General features: G+C 61.1%; 19 protein-coding genes. 8 read left to right on the top strand and 11 right to left on the bottom strand.

The genetic code is table 11. The features are described from left to right. Positions 1-442 precede the first annotated feature (442 nt). From GDV60_RS09445 to GDV60_RS09430, 4 genes are all read right to left on the bottom strand, one after another. Entirely contained in the window at positions 443-634 is a 192-nt protein-coding gene (locus GDV60_RS09445; protein ID WP_003192770.1) for a PLDc N-terminal domain-containing protein, read from the bottom strand. A 67-nt stretch (positions 635-701) separates the two neighbouring features. Beyond that, positions 702-1232: a hypothetical protein gene (locus GDV60_RS09440; RefSeq protein ID WP_159906941.1), complete on the bottom strand. Its 531-nt coding sequence runs from the start codon at positions 1230-1232 to the stop codon at positions 702-704. Positions 1233-1382: 150 nt separating this feature from the next. Further along, the gene (locus GDV60_RS09435; protein WP_159906939.1) at positions 1383-1898 is read right to left on the bottom strand and encodes an ankyrin repeat domain-containing protein; all 516 of its coding nucleotides are present in this window, start codon (positions 1896-1898) and stop codon (positions 1383-1385) included. 110 nt (positions 1899-2008) lie between these two features. After that, positions 2009-3835: a long-chain-acyl-CoA synthetase gene (locus GDV60_RS09430; protein WP_159906937.1), complete on the bottom strand. Its 1827-nt coding sequence runs from the start codon at positions 3833-3835 to the stop codon at positions 2009-2011. Between the two features lie 350 nt (positions 3836-4185). Between GDV60_RS09430 and GDV60_RS09425 the strand changes: the two genes are divergently transcribed. Further along, positions 4186-4464 carry a DUF3509 domain-containing protein gene (locus tag GDV60_RS09425; RefSeq protein ID WP_029300345.1) on the top strand — a complete coding sequence of 93 codons (279 nt, stop codon included), beginning with the start codon at positions 4186-4188 and terminating at the stop codon, positions 4462-4464. A 52-nt stretch (positions 4465-4516) separates the two neighbouring features. On the opposite strand, the gene GDV60_RS09420 is transcribed toward GDV60_RS09425, so the two are convergent. The 4 genes from GDV60_RS09420 to aroC all read right to left on the bottom strand — a co-directional run bounded on the left by GDV60_RS09420 (position 4517) and on the right by aroC (position 7875). Further along, positions 4517-4819, bottom strand: a complete 303-nt coding sequence (locus GDV60_RS09420) for a response regulator transcription factor (RefSeq protein ID WP_032867617.1) — start codon at positions 4817-4819, stop codon at positions 4517-4519. Positions 4820-5032: 213 nt separating this feature from the next. Beyond that, positions 5033-5578 (bottom strand): acireductone dioxygenase, encoded by a 546-nt coding sequence (locus GDV60_RS09415; RefSeq protein WP_029300349.1) that lies wholly within the window; start codon positions 5576-5578, stop codon positions 5033-5035. 46 nt (positions 5579-5624) lie between these two features. After that, complete coding sequence (locus GDV60_RS09410) at positions 5625-6773, bottom strand: MFS transporter (protein ID WP_070995349.1); 1149 nt, start codon at positions 6771-6773, stop codon at positions 5625-5627. Positions 6774-6783: 10 nt separating this feature from the next. Further along, on the bottom strand, positions 6784-7875 hold the full coding sequence (aroC, locus tag GDV60_RS09405) for a chorismate synthase (RefSeq protein ID WP_029300353.1): 1092 nt from the start codon (positions 7873-7875) through the stop codon (positions 6784-6786). Between the two features lie 142 nt (positions 7876-8017). On the opposite strand from aroC, the gene GDV60_RS09400 reads away from it, so the two are divergent. Both GDV60_RS09400 and GDV60_RS09395 read left to right on the top strand, forming a co-directional pair. Continuing rightward, a complete protein-coding gene (locus GDV60_RS09400; RefSeq protein WP_092235068.1) occupies positions 8018-8980 on the top strand; it encodes an alpha/beta hydrolase in 963 nt (320 codons plus the stop codon). Positions 8981-9080: 100 nt separating this feature from the next. Beyond that, positions 9081-9884 carry a hypothetical protein gene (locus GDV60_RS09395; protein WP_029300357.1) on the top strand — a complete coding sequence of 268 codons (804 nt, stop codon included), beginning with the start codon at positions 9081-9083 and terminating at the stop codon, positions 9882-9884. A gap of 289 nt (positions 9885-10173) precedes the next feature. Here GDV60_RS09395 and prmB read toward each other — a convergent pair whose 3' ends face one another. Next, on the bottom strand, positions 10174-11082 hold the full coding sequence (prmB, locus tag GDV60_RS09390) for a 50S ribosomal protein L3 N(5)-glutamine methyltransferase (protein WP_029300359.1): 909 nt from the start codon (positions 11080-11082) through the stop codon (positions 10174-10176). A gap of 238 nt (positions 11083-11320) precedes the next feature. On the opposite strand from prmB, the gene GDV60_RS09385 reads away from it, so the two are divergent. The 5 genes from GDV60_RS09385 to GDV60_RS09365 all read left to right on the top strand — a co-directional run bounded on the left by GDV60_RS09385 (position 11321) and on the right by GDV60_RS09365 (position 14353). After that, on the top strand, positions 11321-11911 hold the full coding sequence (locus tag GDV60_RS09385) for a cysteine hydrolase family protein (protein ID WP_029300361.1): 591 nt from the start codon (positions 11321-11323) through the stop codon (positions 11909-11911). A 147-nt stretch (positions 11912-12058) separates the two neighbouring features. Further along, positions 12059-12379, top strand: a complete 321-nt coding sequence (locus GDV60_RS09380; RefSeq protein WP_029300363.1) for a hypothetical protein — start codon at positions 12059-12061, stop codon at positions 12377-12379. A 76-nt stretch (positions 12380-12455) separates the two neighbouring features. Next, the gene (locus GDV60_RS09375) at positions 12456-13013 is read left to right on the top strand and encodes a Smr/MutS family protein (RefSeq protein ID WP_029300365.1); all 558 of its coding nucleotides are present in this window, start codon (positions 12456-12458) and stop codon (positions 13011-13013) included. A gap of 320 nt (positions 13014-13333) precedes the next feature. Beyond that, on the top strand, positions 13334-13879 hold the full coding sequence (folE, locus tag GDV60_RS09370) for a GTP cyclohydrolase I FolE (protein ID WP_029300367.1): 546 nt from the start codon (positions 13334-13336) through the stop codon (positions 13877-13879). A gap of 102 nt (positions 13880-13981) precedes the next feature. Next, positions 13982-14353: a glutathione S-transferase N-terminal domain-containing protein gene (locus GDV60_RS09365; RefSeq protein ID WP_029300369.1), complete on the top strand. Its 372-nt coding sequence runs from the start codon at positions 13982-13984 to the stop codon at positions 14351-14353. Positions 14354-14475: 122 nt separating this feature from the next. Here GDV60_RS09365 and GDV60_RS09360 read toward each other — a convergent pair whose 3' ends face one another. Together GDV60_RS09360 and GDV60_RS09355 are read right to left on the bottom strand one after the other, a co-directional pair. Next, positions 14476-15078, bottom strand: coding sequence for a glutathione S-transferase family protein (locus GDV60_RS09360; RefSeq protein WP_070995352.1), 603 nt, complete (start codon positions 15076-15078; stop codon positions 14476-14478). Between the two features lie 10 nt (positions 15079-15088). Then, on the bottom strand, positions 15089-16255 hold the full coding sequence (locus GDV60_RS09355) for a PLP-dependent aminotransferase family protein (protein WP_104911909.1): 1167 nt from the start codon (positions 16253-16255) through the stop codon (positions 15089-15091). Positions 16256-16319: the final 64 nt, after the last annotated feature.

Here is a 16319-nt window from a genome sequence, read left to right as displayed (position 1 = left end):
TCGCAGGCAAGCCAGCTCCCACAGGGGAATGCAGCTCCGCGTTCTGGCGTTGCTATTGCTCTGCTTTTGATCTGGCTTTTGATCTGGCTTTTGATCTTGGGCGCCCCGTTAAACCACGATGGCCGCAGGCAGGTATTGCGCAGTGGGCACCCCGGCATGGATGCCGGGGTAGCCGCGACACGGCCATGGATGGCCGATCGCGGCGGGCCCACGGAGCAATGCCTGACTGCGGGCATGCCGAGCCTAGGCGAGGCACCGAGTGGTGGGGCAAGAGCGCTTTGGTTACTTTCGCGCTCTTCGAAAGTGACCCGCCGTCAGGGCGGAACCCTAAGTGGCCGTGACCGCAACAACGGATATGTACCCATACCAAGAAGATACTTGTGTAGATACTCACAGCTATCGCCGGCAAGGCCGCACATTACTTGATTGTGCTCACTGAGGATCAGATCCGCACATTGCCCCGTGGTCCGGCGATGGCCCAAATAATCAGGCCCAATACCGGCAACAGCAGGATCAACAGGATCCACAACACTTTGGCGCCGGTGCTGGCGCCGCTTTTGAACACGTTGATGATCGCCCAGATATCCAAAGCCAGGATGATCAAGCCGATCAGGCTGTTAAATGTGGAACCCATGGTGTCGCTCCTAAGTGAGGGCTTGCCTGCTTAGGATAGCCAGCCCTGGCGAGGGTTCCGTTTTATTTCATACGTGCAGGGCAATGCGCAGGGCTTCCAGGGACGGCTCACCCTTGATCCCGACTGCAGCACACAACTCCAGCACCCGTGGCACATCGTTGCCGTACACCAACACCGCCTGGATCTCGTCATCGAGCAACTGGCTGAAGTTCATCAGGGTGTAGCCGCCGTTTTCCGGGTTCATGGCAGCGAGTTGGATCTGGATGCGATTGAGCGCCGTGAGCGCCTCGGTCTTGGCCAATTGCTTGGGCTTGAGGTTGAACGCCACGTCGGGACCAAACGAGGCGACGATCTGGGCGAATAGGTCCTGGTAGGTATCGGCCTGGAAAAGCACCGTTTCCGGCAGGCTACCGACCACAATCCACTCACCCAGGGGGATGGGGAAGCTGTCGTCGTAGTTGATATCGGGGTTGGCCGCCAGGAACCCGTCGGCATCCGCGTAGGCTTGGGCAGCCTCGTCGGCGATCTGCGCAACCTCGGCATCGCTCATCAGCCCGGTGCTGATTTTGCCGATGAGTTCGATGAGGGCGGTTTTCATGGATACATCCTGTGCTGGGGCCGATTTTGGGGGCGCGACGATAACACTGGTTGATAAACGCGACAAATCCCCCTGTAGGAGCCGGCTTGCGGGCGATGGCGATCTTGCTGACGCCATCGCCGGCAAGCCGGCTCCTACAGGGGGATTTGGTCAAGCCAGCTTTTGCAGTTGGGCTGTTGTATCGGCAGCGCCCATGGTCTGGGCCGCCACCAGTGCAGTCACGCCCTGGGCATCGGTGGCCTTCGGGTTGGCCCCGACGCTGAGGAGGTAATCGACTATCTCGGTGCGGTTGAACATCGCGGCCATCATCAGCGCCGTGCGGCCATCGGCAGATGCGCCTTCAACCGGCGCGCCACCTTCGATCAACGCCTTGACCACCACGAGGTTGCCCTTGAACGCAGCACCGGCGATGGGCAACTGGTTTTTGTCATTGGCCATCTGCGGGTCGGCCTTGAACTCCAGCAGCACCTTCACGGCATCGGCATGCCCGTGATAGGCGGACAACATCAACAAGGTATCGCCATTGTGATTGCGCAGATTGACCGGCAAGCCCTTGGCCAGCAGCGCGGCCAGCATGGCGGCATCACCCCGGCGGGCCACGTCGAAGACCTGCTCGGCAAATTCGGCGGCTTCATCTTCGGTCATTTGTTTGGCTTGATCTGACATCTGCGGCTCCCTGTGGGGTGTGGCGTAAGGCCGTCAGTTTCCCGAGCAGCGCCACGCCTGTCACCCCTTTTTTGCCGAAAGCCGCAATAGCCAGGCTCTATCACCCACCGTCAGTAGCGATATTTTCCGCCCTGAATATCCACCAGCACCTGCTCGGTCACAGGCACATAGGCATCCGTGCCTGGCAGCCAGGCATAGAGCGGATCATCACCGACCCTGGCCGGGTCGAACGCCTCTTCCTTGAGGCGCACCTTCTGGTACTTGAAGGTGCCTGTGGTTTCCATCTTGACCTTGATCCGCAGGAACAGCGGCACCGCATAGGCCGGCATCTGGCTCAGGGCGAACTGCAACAGCGCCCGCATATCCAGGGTTGCCAGGGACTCGGACGGGGTAATCGCGGCCATCCCGGCGCGGCCGTTGGTATTGGCGATTTCCACACCGTAGGCCACCGCCTCGGTGATCTGCGGGTACTGCATAAAGATGTTTTCCACCTCGGTGGTGGAAACGTTCTCGCCCTTCCAGCGATAGGTGTCGCCCAGGCGGTCGACGAACTGCGCATGGCCAAAGCCGATGCTGCGCAGCAGATCGCCGGTGTTGAAATAGCGATCGCCCTTTTCGAAGACATCGCTCAAGACCACCTTGCGGTTCTTTTCCGGGTCGGTGTAGCCATCGAACGGCGCCTTGTCGTCGATCCTGGCCAGCAGCAGGCCCTGCCCGCCCTTCTGCACTTCACGCATGAAGCCATTGCTGCCACGGATCGGTTCGCAGGTGTCGTGGGCGTAGTCCACCAGCGCCCAGTGCATCAGGGAAAAGCCGATGGTGTTGTCGAAATTCAGCACGTTGGTGAAACCGATATTGCCGTCGCTGGCCGCATACAGCTCGCAGATATGCTCGACGCCAAAGCGCTCCTTGAACGGCCCCCACACCCCAGGGCGCAAGCCGTTGCCGATCATCTTCACCACGCGGTTGTCGCGGTCGCGCGGGCTTGGCGGCTGGTCGATCAGGTAGCGGCACAACTCACCGACATATCCCAGGGTGGTTGCGTTGAATTTGCGCACATCGTCCCAGAACTGGCTGGCGCTGAACTTGCGGCGGATGGCAAACCCCGACGCGCCGGCAATCGCCGAACCCCAGCACACGCAAAGCCCGGTGGCGTGGTACAGCGGCAGGGTGCAATACACGACGTCCTCCGGCCCCATGTCCAGGGCGATGGTGCCGAAGCTCGCCGAGGATTTCATCCAGCGGCCATGCTTGAAGATGCCAGCCTTGGGCAAACCGGTGGTGCCGGAGGTGTAGATATAGAAGCATGGGTCGTTGAAGTAGATCTGCTGGGTGCTTGCGGGGTTATCCGGCGAGCAGTCCGCGCTGGCTGCCATCAGGTCGACATAGCCCGCGGGCACCGGCGCCGCCGGTTGTTCGGCAACGTACCAGGTGCGCTGAGGATCAATCGCCACCTGCCCGCGCACGGCGTCGTAGGCTTCGACCAGCTCCGCGCCGACCACAATCGCCATCGGATCTACCAGGGTCAGGCTGTGGACCAGCACCGCCTGGGTTTGCGCGGTGTTGAGCATGGCGCAGATGCCGCCGACCTTGGCCACCGCCAGCACGGTCAGCAGCAGTTCGGGACGGTTTTCAATAAACAGCGCGACCACATCCCCCTTGCCAATGCCTTGGGCCTGCAGGTGATGGGCGATGCGGTTGGCGTGCTGGTTGGCCTGGTGGTAACTGAGCACCTGGTCGCCGTACAGCAGCGCCGCGCCCTCGGGGTTGCGCTGGGTGGCCTGTTCGAAGGTCCAGCCCAACCCGCAGGGTTGATCGGGGTCAGTGATGTTGGCGACGCGGATACCCCGTACCAGGCGTGGCAGGGCACGGACAATGGTCGGCACCTTGCGCAACATCATGCCGAGGGTAATCATCTCGCTGTTCGGATTGCTCATGTACAGAAGTCCTTTTTCTTATTATTCGTAGGGTCTGCAGGCCGTCATGGGACGTAGGACCGTTCCTGAATGCCTTGCAGGAAAATACGTCAGCCATTCCTTGGCTGTACACGCAGGATTTGCAATGTTTTGTATCCCACAGCGCGGTGCCGCCCAGCACCGTTCGTCACCGGCCAATAGCGCAAAATGCAGGATGCACGATGGCCATTCATGCATATTGCACGAAACCGAAAAATTCAATTTTTTATAAGATATTGATTTGTAAGGATTTTTTATAAAAAGCAATACTGGCACAATCACTGCACCTATCACTCCATGCCGCACAACACGAGCCAATGGAGCCGATAGACATGAGCCTGATCCAAGACAAATTCGCTTCTGTATTCTCCAACTACGACGTCACCACCCAAGCGCGTCCTGACGGTGGCATCCTGCTGACCCTGCGCAACACCGAGGGCAAGCAGATCAAACGCTCGATCTCGTACCAGCAGCTGCACACTGCCGACCAACTGACGTGGGTCATCAGCGCCATCCGTCGTGACCTGGCAGAACAGGCCAGCGAGCTGCCGCAGATTTCGATGCTGCAAAGCCAGCACCGCTTTGCCCTGCCGACCTACCACTCGGCCTGAGTACCGGTTTGTTTTCCAGGGCCGTGAAGCCGTCAGGCTTCACGGCCTTTTTTTATCTGCACAAACCGCGCTTGATCGCCTCGCTCACCGCCTGGACCCGGTTGTTGACGCGCAGCTTGCAGTAGATATTGCGCAGGTGAAATTTTACCGTGGCTTGTGAGACGCAACGGATCCGACTGATTTCCCATACGGTCTTGCCCTCCGTGGCCCAATGCAATATTTCCAGTTCCTTGGCAGTCAGCGGCTTGTTCGGCAACGCCAGTTGTGCGCCATCTGCCCTGTGGTCGGAGGCCTGTTCACAGGCCTCGTTTGCCGCAGGCGCCACGGATGGGATCGACTCATCTGGGCTGCTCATGCATACCTCTCCGTCTCTTATTGAATTGCACTGCCAATATTCGGACTCCTCCTATTGACAGATAAATACACAGCGACGGGAGAGTTACATAAAGCCTGGGATTAACACATCGACCCACAGACAAATAGCTATAACTTACAAACTATAGAGCCCATTCCCACAAACTTATCCAACTTCGGAGTATTGAATAAGTTTGTGAAAAGCGAACTTGGATCAATCATCCAATCCGGGGAACGCTTGGGCGATATCACTGCCGGTTACTTGCGCCACGGCCCCGGCGGCCGTCTGGAACAGGCTGATGGCAACCACACGCGGTTCTTCCCCCAAGTCAAACCAGCGCGGTATGCCGGCCGGGATGCGCAGCAGGTCGTGTTTTTCGCAGAGTACCGTGAAGATGTAATCGCCGATGTGCAGGCCGAGCAGCCCTCGCCCGGCGGCGAACAGGCGGATTTCATCGGCATCGTGGCGATATTCATCGCGCAAACCCGCAGCAACGGCGTCCTTTTGCGGATGCTCGCGGCTCACACTCAATACCTCTACGTGCGCGTAGCCCTGGGCGGTCATCCAGCTGTCGATGGGCCCCTGGTACGCCGCCGTCACCTCGGCCGCGCTGGCACCGGCCTCGACGCGGGTGTTGGCCTGCCAGCGCTCGAAGCCCACGCCGTGCTCGGCCAGGGTCGAGGCAATGTCGTCAGCGTGGGTCAGGACCTTGTTCGGGGTGTCCGGGGTGGCAACGTGATAAACGAAGAGAATGCTCATAAAAGGGGTCCTCGGGCGGTAAGAGTCTGCAGATGATGGGCCGGGCTCACGGCCGTTCCTCGGGCAAGCGCAGCAGCATGAGCAACGCGGCGGCCAGGGCCGCGAGGCTGGCGATACTGAAGGTCAGGGTCGGCCCCAGTTGGTTCCAGCTATAACCGGAATACAAGGCGCCCAGCGCGCCGCCGGTGCCGGCCAGCGCCGCATACAGGGCCTGGCCCTGGCCTTGCTGGCGTGCACCGAAGCTGCGCTGCACAAACTGGATGGCCGCCGCATGAAAGCTGCCAAAGGTCGCGGCATGCAGCAATTGGGCAAATAGCAGCACCCAGAGGAACTCGGCGAACGAACCCAGCAACAACCAGCGCAACGCCGCCAGCAGGAAACTCGCCGCCAGCACCCGGCGCACCGAGAAGCGCGTGAGAATCCGGCTCATGGCCATGAACATCAACACTTCTGCCACCACGCCCAAGGCCCACAACAAACCGATCACACCACGGCTGTAACCGAGGCTTTCCAGGTGCAGGGTAAGAAAGGTGTAGTACGGGCCGTGGCTCATTTGCATCAAGGCCACGCAGGCATAGAACGCCAGCACACCAGGGCTGCGCAATTGCCGCAGGAAGCCGTCGCCGGCCCCGCGCTCCCCGGTGGACGTCGGCTGGGCATTGGGCACCCACCAACTGGCACCGATGATGCCGGCCATGATCAACACGATTGCCACCGGGTAGATGTCCAGGCTCAGGGCTTCAAACAGCCGCCCCAGGGCAACGACGGCGAGGATAAAACCCACCGAGCCCCAGAGGCGGACCTGGCTGTAGCGTGAGGTCTGGCCGCGTAGATGCGCCAGGGTGATGACCTCGAACTGCGGCAGCACCGCATGCCAGAAGAACGCATGCAGGGCCATCACCAGCGCCAGCCAGGCGTAGCTCTGGCTGACGAAGATCAGCGAAAAACTCAGCAACGTGCACACCGCGCCAAACCGCACGATGGCCAGGCGCCGACCGGTGTAGTCCCCCAGCCAGCCCCAGATATTGGGTGCCACGCAGCGCATCAGCATCGGGATCGCTACCAGCTCGCCAATGCGCGCGCTGGAGAACCCCAGATGATGGAAATACAGCGCCAGGAATGGCGCCGTCGCCCCCAGCAGGGCGAAATAGAACAGATAGAAGCTGGAAAGTCGCCAGTACGGGAGTGCTGTCACGGTCAGACCGTCACAGCTGGCCCAGCACCGGGGTACTTACACGCACATCGGCATTCTGCCCACGGTGGCGCAGCAGGTGGTCCATCAGCACAATGGCCATCATTGCCTCGGCAATCGGCGTGGCGCGAATGCCCACGCAAGGGTCATGGCGGCCCTTGGTGATCACGTCCACCGGGTTGCCATGCACATCGATGGAACGCCCCGGCGTGGTAATGCTCGATGTCGGCTTGAGTGCCAGGTGCGCCACGATCGGCTGGCCGGAGGAGATGCCCCCAAGAATGCCGCCAGCGTTGTTGCTGACAAAGCCTTGCGGGGTCAGCTCATCGCGATGCTCGGTGCCACGCTGGGCAACGCAGGCGAAACCGGCGCCGATTTCCACACCCTTGACCGCGTTGATGCTCATCAGCGCATGGGCCAGTTCAGCGTCCAGGCGGTCGAAGATCGGCTCGCCCAGGCCCGGCATCACCCCTTCGGCGACCACGGTGATCTTGGCGCCTACCGAATCCTGGTCACGGCGCAACTGGTCCATATAGGCTTCCAGTTCCGGCACCTTGTCCGGGTCGGGGCTGAAGAAGGCGTTGTCTTGCACGCTGTCCCAGGTCTTGAACGGGATTTCGATCGGGCCCAACTGGCTCATGTAGCCACGAACCACAATGCCCTGGGTCGCCAGGTACTTCTTGGCGATGGCCCCGGCAGCTACGCGCATCGCGGTTTCCCGCGCCGAACTGCGGCCACCGCCACGGTAGTCGCGCTCGCCGTATTTGTGGTGATAGGTGTAGTCGGCGTGGGCCGGGCGGAACAGATCCTTGATCGCCGAATAGTCCTTGGACTTCTGGTCGGTGTTGCGGATCAACAGGCCGATGGCGCACCCGGTGGTGCGGCCTTCGAACACGCCGGAGAGGATTTCGACTTCGTCGGGCTCCTGGCGCTGGGTGGTGTGGCGGCTGGTGCCGGGCTTGCGGCGGTCGAGGTCGCGCTGCAGGTCGTCCAGGGACAGCTCAAGGCCGGGCGGGCAGCCGTCGACAATGGCGACCAACGCCGGACCATGGCTTTCGCCTGCGGTGGTGACAGTGAACAGCTTGCCGTAGGTATTGCCGGACATGCAGAGCGCTCCGTGAAATCAGTTGAATCAACTCAACCGTGATAACTAAGCGCGCCAGTATACGCAGGCTCACCCAGTAGTTCATCCTCGAAACCTTCCCGGTAGACGTTGGTCCAACCGGCACCTTCCTCATGATGGCGCGATGATGCTGCGAGTTTTACTGTTTACCCTCACCCTGATCTGTACCGCCGCCCACGCCGCCGCCCCTGTGGTGCTGCAACGCCCCATCAGCCTGGACACCGGCAGCGGCGAGTTGTTTGGCTCGTTGCTGCTGCCGCAATCCGCCAAGCCCGTGCCCGTGGTGCTGATCATTGCGGGCTCGGGCCCCACCGATCGCAACGGCAACAGCGCCGAAGGGGCACGCAACGACAGCCTCAAACGCCTGGCCTGGGTCCTGGCCCGCCACAACATTGCCAGCGTGCGCTACGACAAGCGCGGCGTGGCCGCCAGCCTCAAGGCCACGCCCGATGAGCGCAACCTGACGCTGGATGCCTATGTGGCCGACGCGGTGGCCTGGGGCAAATCCCTCAAGGCCGATCCGCGTTTCGGGCCCCTGATAGTGCTGGGCCACAGTGAAGGCGCCTTGGTCGCAGCCCTGGCCGCCCCTGAGCTCGACCCCGCCGGGGTGATTTCCCTGTCCGGCAGTGCCCGCCCGGTGGACCAGGTGATCCGCCAGCAACTGGCCGATCACCTGCCACCGGCCCTGCTGCTGCGCAGTAACCAGATCCTCGACCGACTCAAGGCCGGTCAGGTCGATGCCGATGTGCCCGACCCACTGCAGGGTATTTTCCGCCCCAGCGTGCAGCCTTATCTGATCAGTCTGTTTCGCGCAGATCCTGCGGCGGCATTCGCTCGTCTGAACATGCCGGCCCTGATTGTCCAGGGCACCACCGACCTGCAAGTGGGAGTGGCCGATGCCGAAAAGCTCAAGCAGGCCAAACCCGACGCCGAGCTGGCGGTGATTCCCGGCATGAACCACGTCATGCGCATCGTACCCAACGATGTGAAACAACAGTTGAGCTCCTACAACAACCCACAATTGCCCCTCGCCGACGCGTTGGGCAGGCGCCTGGTGAGCTTTATCGACGGACTTCGCCCCCGATAACCCACTATTTACCCTCCAGTCCTGGAGAAAACGGCCGATAAGCACAGGGTCGACAGCAAAAAGACTGTCGACTCGCTGGGCTTGGACAGGATCGCGCCGAATGACGAACACCGAAGCAGTACCGGAATCTCCCGCCGAGAGCACCGCCGAAACCGAAGCGGCGGCTGCGGCGGCTCTGCCGTGGGCGGAGGTTGAGGCCGAACACTTCAAGATGCTGCGCCTGGCGCCCTTGGCCACTGACCGCGCGACCGGCGCCCGGCCATTGCGCTTTGTGCAGTTTGGCTACGCCGAACGCAACAACAAGGACCACAGCCTGCTGCGCATGGTCATCCAATTGCCCGCCCAACGGGTGCGGCGCGAACAGAATCACCTGGATGTGTGGGTCGACCACGCCACCCACCGCGTGCATTTTGGCCCGGGCAACAGCCTGGAAATCGAGCCGGCCAACCGTGGCCTCGGTCGTTTCCTGGTGGCCCAGGGCGCCGCGTGGGCGAAGAAGAAGTGGTCGCACTATCGCGTCGACGGTGTGGACCTGGCAAACAAAGACGCGCTGAACGAAGCCACCCGCCTGCGCCGCGATCACTTTTTGCGGATCCAGGGTTTTGATGTGGCCTATGCCGATGTGCAGCACCTCAAAGGGCACGTGCAGCCGGGCAAGGTCAGCGAAGTGCTGGACAGCTGGAACACCGAGAAGGTGCAGTTCGTGGAAATCCTGGAGGCGGCGCAGATGCTGCAACAGGCCGAGCAGAACCTGGCGGAACAGGAAGTGAAACTGCGCCACGAAGAAGAAAAGGTCATCAAGTTCAAGCGCGAAGACAGCGGCTTGCGCTTCACCATCACCTGCCTGGTGGCGTTTACCGTGTTCCAGGCGGGGCTGTTGATCTGGATTGCGACGCACCGCTGACAACACGCTTTAACTGATCAAACCAAATCAAATGTGGGAGCTGGCTTGCCTGCGATGGCATCTACATAACGTTCAGACACCGAAGAACTCCCCCGTGGCGAGCGGGCTTGCCCCGCGCTGGGCTGCGAAGCAGCCCCAATAAGCCGAATGTGCCGCATCAGATACACCGTGGAGGCCGGTTTTGGGGCTGCTTTGCAGCCCAGCGCGGGGCAAGCCCGCTCGCCACGGGGAGGCAACTCGTCAGTTTCTGAAGGCCATCGCAGGCAAGCCCGCTCCTACATGGTCCGGGCTAGACCCTGGCGGCAAACACCGCCTGATGCGCCCGGCACTGCTCCGCCGTAAGCATGAACACGCCATGGCCACCGTTCTGGAATTCCAGCCAGGCAAAATCCACTTCCGGGTACAGCGCCTCAACGTGCACCTGGCTGTTGCCCACCTCGACAATCAACAAGCCCTTCTCGGTCAGATGATCGGCCGCTTCGGCCAACATCCGGCGCACCAGGTTCAAGCCGTCGTCACCACAGGCCAGGCCCAGTTCGGGTTCGTGCTGGTATTCATCGGGCATGTCGGCAAAGTCTTCGGCATCGACATACGGCGGGTTGGACACAATCAGGTCAAAGCGCTGGCCGGGCAAACCGTCGAAACCATCACCCTGCACGGTGTACACGCGCTCGTCGGCACCATGGCGCTCGATGTTCTGGTTAGCTACTTCCAGCGCTTCGAAGGACAAGTCCCCCAGCACCACCTCGGCCTCTTGGAACTCGTAGGCGCAGGCAATGCCGATGCAACCGGAGCCGGTGCACAGGTCGAGGATGCGCGCCGGCGGCTGGGCCAGCCAGGGCTCGAAGCGGTTTTCGATCAGCTCGCCAATCGGTGAGCGCGGGATCAACACGCGCTCGTCGACGATAAACGACATGCCGCAGAACCAGGCTTCTTTCAACAGGTAGGCGGTGGGCACGCGCTCGTGGATACGGCGATGCAGCAGGCGCTGTACGTGGGAAATCTCTTCTTCTTCGAGGTTGCAATCCAGGTAGCTGTCGGCAATTTCCCAAGGCAGGTGCAGTGCACCCAACACCAATTGCCGGGCTTCATCCCAGGCATTGTCGGTACCATGGCCAAAAAACAGGTCTTCCCCATGGAAACGGCTGACAGCCCAACGGATATGGTCGCGCAAGGTGCGCAGGCGGGAAGTGATCACGGGGCAAGCTCCAGGAAAAAACGACTGGCAATTCTAACAGCCTTAAGCTGTACGGACGATGTATGAAAAACCTTTGCAAAACGTCAGATCCAACCTGATTCAAGGTTTTTCTGTTACACAGCAGCCCCTCTTGACAGGGCTTTAGGCCAACAACGGCGCACCTTACGTTAGTAGCGATTCACAGAACCGCTCAGCCAGAGGACAATGTCGCAAAAGCCCCACTCACAGGAGCCCCAGAATGTCCGTTCCAAAGACGATGTTTCAACTCAGCGGTCGCGGTTACGCACCGGCCAATTTGAGCCACGCGACCCTTGTGATCATCGATGCCCAGAAAGAATACTTGAGCGGCCCGCTCGCCCTGTCGGGCATGGACGCCGCAGTAGAAAACATCAAGCAACTGAGCGCTGCCGCACGCAAGGCCGGGCGGCCCATCGTGCATGTGCGTCACCTGGGCACCGTTGGTGGCCTGTTCGACCCTCAGGGCGAGCGCGGCGAGTTTATTCCCGGCCTGGAGCCACAAGACGACGAAACCATCATCGGCAAGCTGCTGCCCAGCGCTTTCCATGGCACGCTCCTGGAAAAAACCCTGCAGGAGCTCGGCTCCCTGGACTTGATCGTCTGCGGTTTCATGAGCCACTCCAGTGTCAGCACCACCGTGCGTGCGGCAAAGAACCTGGGCTTTCGCTGCACCCTGGTCGAAGACGCCTGCGCGACCCGCGACCTGCCTTACAAAGGCGGCATCCTCAGCGCCGAGCATGTACAGCAGACAGAAATGGCCATCATGGCCGACAACTTCGCCACCCTGGCCCTGACCCAAGATCTGATCTGATCTGGTCGCCCTGTCGATGAGCGGCGCGGCCACCGCAAAGGCCCCGCTCATCCGCTAAAGCCTGTCATTTACCGCAATTGCCTCCCAGCCCGGAACAAGTTGTTTAACTTCCGGTCGAAGGGCCGATACCCTGGAGGAAAGGTCGGAATGAAGATATCCGATGGTTTTGACGCTCGTCGCTTGCGCCCCAAGGGCCCGAGCAACTGGCGTCTGCGCCTGGGCGTGGCATTTGCCGCGCTGCTGGCGTTGTGTGGCTTGCTGCTTTCGTTGGCCGGTGCTGCCGGTCTGTTCGGTCATTCGCCCGCGCTGGGCGAACTCAATGCCAGCCCGGGTGGCGCGGCGGTGCTGTTGGTCAGCGGGCTGTTGATCCTGTGGCTGGGCGTCTGGCTGTGGCGCCGTTGCCGGCGCCGTATGCGCCAGCCACTGTCGCTGAACATCGCCTCGCACCTGATGAAAAAGCACGATTGAGGGAACACTGATAGCGTTTTGTCCCGCATCAAACGCCTCGATTTGGGTAAACTGCCCGCCCCGCGCGGAGGCTGACATGCAAGACGACGATTTTTCCCTATTCAAGAACGAGCTGCGCGGCGTCAAGCCGATCAAGCACGATCGCGCCGATACCGGCAAACCCAAGACCGACCGCGCGCAGATCGCCAAGCTGCGCCAGTCGGCCACGGTGCGCACGGATGCCACCACGGTGGACGGCCTATCGGACCAATTCGTGATTGACGTCGGCCCCGAGGATGAGTTGATGTGGTCCCGCGACGGGGTCCAGGAAAGCCAGGTGCGCAAGCTCAAGGCCGGGCAGATCCCCTTCGAAGGCAGCCTCGACCTGCATGGCATGACGGTGGAAAAGGCCCGGGAAACCCTCTGGGCGTTCCTTGCCGAAGCCACCAAGTTCGAGATCCGCTGCGTACGCGTGACCCACGGCAAGGCCGTGCGCCTGGACGGCAAGCGCCCGATGATCAAGAGTCACGTCAATACCTGGCTGCGCCAACATGCCCAAGTGCTCGGGTTCACCTCCTGCCAACCGCGCCATGGTGGCGCCGGTGCGGTGTATGTGATGCTCAAGCGCACGATGCTTGAAGGGCGTGACGAGTGAATGACCTGGGAAAGGTTCATCTGTGGCGAGGGGGCTCGTCCCCCGCTGTGCTGCGAAGCAGCGCCAATCTATAAGGCCCACTGCGCTTTATCAGATACACCGAGGCGCCAGGTTTTGGGGCCGCTTCGCAGCCCACCAGGGGACGAGCCCCCTCGCCACGAATGCAAACCCTGCATCCCAGGGAATTACACCTCTCGGCATACCTACGCTACTATGTGCGCCAATCACTGGCGACGCTGCACGACCGCTCGCTGGCGTACCGCTTCACATTGGTACAGGCATACACCGTACCGTTCTGAAACCCATACGGAAACAGTCCTGTGACATTGGAACAAAACTACACCGCAATCCTCGGCCAAATCGGCGAGGACGTTTCCCGCGAGGGCCTGCTCGACACGCCAAAACGTGCCGCCAAGGCCATGCAGTACCTTTGCCGCGGCTATGAGCAAACACTGGAAGAGGTCACCAACGGTGCCCTGTTCAGCTCCGACAACAGCGAAATGGTGCTGGTCAAGGACATCGAGTTGTACTCGCTGTGCGAGCACCACCTGCTGCCGTTCATCGGCAAGGCCCATGTCGCCTACATCCCCAGCGGCAAGGTCCTGGGCCTGTCGAAGGTCGCGCGGATCGTCGATATGTATGCCCGCCGCCTGCAGATCCAGGAAAACCTCAGCCGCCAGATCGCCGAAGCGGTCCAGCAGGTGACCGGTGCCCTGGGCGTTGCCGTGGTGATCGAGGCCAAGCACATGTGCATGATGATGCGCGGTGTGGAGAAGCAGAATTCGTCGATGATCACCTCGGTGATGCTGGGTGAGTTCCGCGAAAACGCGGCAACCCGCAGCGAGTTTCTCAGCCTGATCAAGTAACAGGCTGCGTAAGAAAAAACCGGCATTCATCGCCGGTTTTTTTTCGCCTGTGGAAATCAGGTAAGCTGCGGCCCCTTCTGTCATGGGCAAGAGGTTTCAGCCATGTTCGTCAAAGCACTTCGAGTGGGCCTCGGCCACGTCATCATCGCGGGCGACTTCCTTACCCGCCCACGCAAAAAACAGCGCCCTGCCGAGCAACAGGCACAGGTCAATGAAGCGGCCAAGGGCCTGACCCTCTACCAATTCCACGCCTGCCCGTTCTGCGTGAAGACCCGCCGCACCCTGCACCGCCTGAATGTACCGGTGGCGCTCAAGGACGCGAAGAACAACGAGCAGGACCGCCAGACCTTGCTTACCCAAGGCGGCAAGATCAAGGTGCCGTGCCTGCGTATCGAAGAAAACGGCCAGACCACCTGGATGTATGACTCCAAAGTGATCATCGACTACCTGGACAAGCGCTTCGCCGCGATCTGACAGAAAACGCGGTCAAAATGTGGGAGCGGGCTTGCTCGCGAATGCGGTGTGTCAGTCAATTATTCATCAACTGACCCTACGCTTTCGCGAGCAAGCCCGCTCCCACATTTAGGTCGCGCCTATCAGTCGAGCATCGGCACGTGCCGGGGATGGCTGGCCACGCGTGCAAGCCAGGCCTGCACGGCCGGATAGGGGCTCAGGTCAAAACCACCCTCATGGGCCACATGGGTGTAGGCATACAGCGCAATATCGGCAATCGAGTATTGATCGCCCACCAGGTAGGGCGTGGCCTGCAGCTGTTTCTCCATGACCCTCAAGGCCTTGTAGCCGCCTTTATGGGTAGTCTTGTACTCCTCCAGCCGATCGTCCGGCAGCCCCAGGTAAAACTGGATAAACCGCGCCACCGCGATGTACGGCTCATGGCTGTATTGTTCGAAAAACTGCCACTGCAGCACCTGGGTGCGCAGGCGCGGTTCGGTGGGCAGGAACTCGCTGCCGTCGGCGAGGAAGTTGAGGATCGCGTTGGACTCCCACAGGCAGGTGCCGTCTTCGAGTTCCAGTACCGGGATCTTGCCGTTGGGGTTCTTCGCCAGGAACTCGGCGGTCTGGGTGTCGCCGTTCAAGATGTCGACATTGACCCACTCATACGCGATGCCAAGCAGGTTGAGCATCAACTTGACCTTGTAGCAGTTGCCCGAACGGTAATCGCCATAAACCTTGTACATGAAGCTCCCCTTATGCCGCTTGCGCGCGCTGTGCTTGACGGATCACCGCCGCGAGACGCTTGAGACCTTCGTCCAGGCGTGCCGGGTCGATGTGGCTGAAATTGAGCCGCAGGTGCCCGTGGTGCTGGTCCGGCTCGGAAAAGAACGGTTCACCGGGCATGAACGCCACGTCCTGGTCGAGCGCTGGTGCCAACAAGGTGCGGGTATCCAGGGGCTGTTTCAAGGTCAGCCAGAAGAATAATCCACCCTGGGGCACTTGCCAGTCGGCCAGTTCATCGAAGTGGCGCGTCAATGCCGCCTGGAACCCATCACGACGCTCACGGTAAAAACTGCGCAGTTGCACCAGGTGCTGCTGGTAGCGCTCGGTGCCGATCCACTGCATGGCCTGCCATTGGCCGACGCGGTTGGTGTGCAGGTCCGCCGACTGCTTGAGCTTGAGCAGGTGCGGGAACAGGTCGGGGCTGGCGATCAGGTAGCCGACCCGCAGGCCCGGGAGCAGGGTTTTCGAGACGGTGCCGGTGTAGATCCAACTGGCCTTGCGCAAGCGGCTGACAATCGGTCGGGCGCTGCCGCCATCAAAGGTCAGCTCGCGGTACGGCTCGTCTTCGATCAGGGTCACGCCGAATTCATCGAGCAGCGCCGCCACGGCATCGCGCTTGGCTTCGCTGTAGCGCACCGCCGACGGGTTCTGGAAGGTAGGGATCAGGTAGATGAACGCCGGGCGATGGCGTTCCAGATTGCTGCGCAGCGCCGTCATGTCCGGGCCGTCGGCTTCCAGCTCCACGGTCAGGCAATCGGCGCCGAACAGTTGGAAGATCTGCAGGGCGGCCAGGTAGGTCGGGCCTTCCAGCAGGATTTGCGTGCCTTGGTCGATGTACAACTTGGCCGCTAGGTCCAGGGTTTGCTGCGAACCACTGACCACCAGGACCTGGCTGGCCTCGCAAGCCACCCCCAGCGACCGCGCCTCGGCGGCCAGCAACTCGCGCAATTGCGGCTCGCCCTCGCTCATGCCGTATTGGCCCATGGCCGGCGGCATGCCTTGCCAATCCAGCGCAGGCAACATGGCTTCGGCGGGCAGGCCACCGGCAAATGACATCACCTGCGGGCGCTGGGCCGCCGCGAGGATCTCACGGATCAAGGAGCTTTTAAGGCGAGAAACACGTTCAGAGAAAGCCATAGGGGTCACCGGTAGCAAAGCCTGGGGAAAATACGTCAAACTGGTTGACCGAAATTACGACGCC

This window comes from Pseudomonas sp. DTU12.1 (assembly GCF_009873475.1).
Taxonomy (GTDB): domain Bacteria; phylum Pseudomonadota; class Gammaproteobacteria; order Pseudomonadales; family Pseudomonadaceae; genus Aquipseudomonas; species Aquipseudomonas proteolytica.
The sequence above is the reverse complement of the archived record's forward strand: the minus strand, read 5'-3'. Positions and strand labels throughout refer to the sequence as shown.

Excerpts from the sequence above, each read along its gene's own strand:
- GDV60_RS09445 (WP_003192770.1), bottom strand. The coding sequence starts at position 634 with ATGGGTTCCACATTTAACAGCCTGATCGGCTTGATCATCCTGGCTTTG.
- GDV60_RS09440 (WP_159906941.1), bottom strand. The coding sequence starts at position 1,232 with ATGAAAACCGCCCTCATCGAACTCATCGGCAAAATCAGCACCGGGCTG.
- GDV60_RS09435 (WP_159906939.1), bottom strand. The coding sequence starts at position 1,898 with ATGTCAGATCAAGCCAAACAAATGACCGAAGATGAAGCCGCCGAATTT.
- GDV60_RS09430 (WP_159906937.1), bottom strand. The coding sequence starts at position 3,835 with ATGAGCAATCCGAACAGCGAGATGATTACCCTCGGCATGATGTTGCGC.
- GDV60_RS09425 (WP_029300345.1), top strand. The coding sequence starts at position 4,186 with ATGAGCCTGATCCAAGACAAATTCGCTTCTGTATTCTCCAACTACGAC.
- GDV60_RS09420 (WP_032867617.1), bottom strand. The coding sequence starts at position 4,819 with ATGAGCAGCCCAGATGAGTCGATCCCATCCGTGGCGCCTGCGGCAAAC.
- GDV60_RS09415 (WP_029300349.1), bottom strand. The coding sequence starts at position 5,578 with ATGAGCATTCTCTTCGTTTATCACGTTGCCACCCCGGACACCCCGAAC.
- aroC (WP_029300353.1), bottom strand. The coding sequence starts at position 7,875 with ATGTCCGGCAATACCTACGGCAAGCTGTTCACTGTCACCACCGCAGGC.
- GDV60_RS09400 (WP_092235068.1), top strand. The coding sequence starts at position 8,018 with ATGATGCTGCGAGTTTTACTGTTTACCCTCACCCTGATCTGTACCGCC.
- GDV60_RS09395 (WP_029300357.1), top strand. The coding sequence starts at position 9,081 with ATGACGAACACCGAAGCAGTACCGGAATCTCCCGCCGAGAGCACCGCC.
- GDV60_RS09385 (WP_029300361.1), top strand. The coding sequence starts at position 11,321 with ATGTCCGTTCCAAAGACGATGTTTCAACTCAGCGGTCGCGGTTACGCA.
- GDV60_RS09380 (WP_029300363.1), top strand. The coding sequence starts at position 12,059 with ATGAAGATATCCGATGGTTTTGACGCTCGTCGCTTGCGCCCCAAGGGC.
- GDV60_RS09375 (WP_029300365.1), top strand. The coding sequence starts at position 12,456 with ATGCAAGACGACGATTTTTCCCTATTCAAGAACGAGCTGCGCGGCGTC.
- GDV60_RS09365 (WP_029300369.1), top strand. The coding sequence starts at position 13,982 with ATGTTCGTCAAAGCACTTCGAGTGGGCCTCGGCCACGTCATCATCGCG.
- GDV60_RS09360 (WP_070995352.1), bottom strand. The coding sequence starts at position 15,078 with ATGTACAAGGTTTATGGCGATTACCGTTCGGGCAACTGCTACAAGGTC.
- GDV60_RS09355 (WP_104911909.1), bottom strand. The coding sequence starts at position 16,255 with ATGGCTTTCTCTGAACGTGTTTCTCGCCTTAAAAGCTCCTTGATCCGT.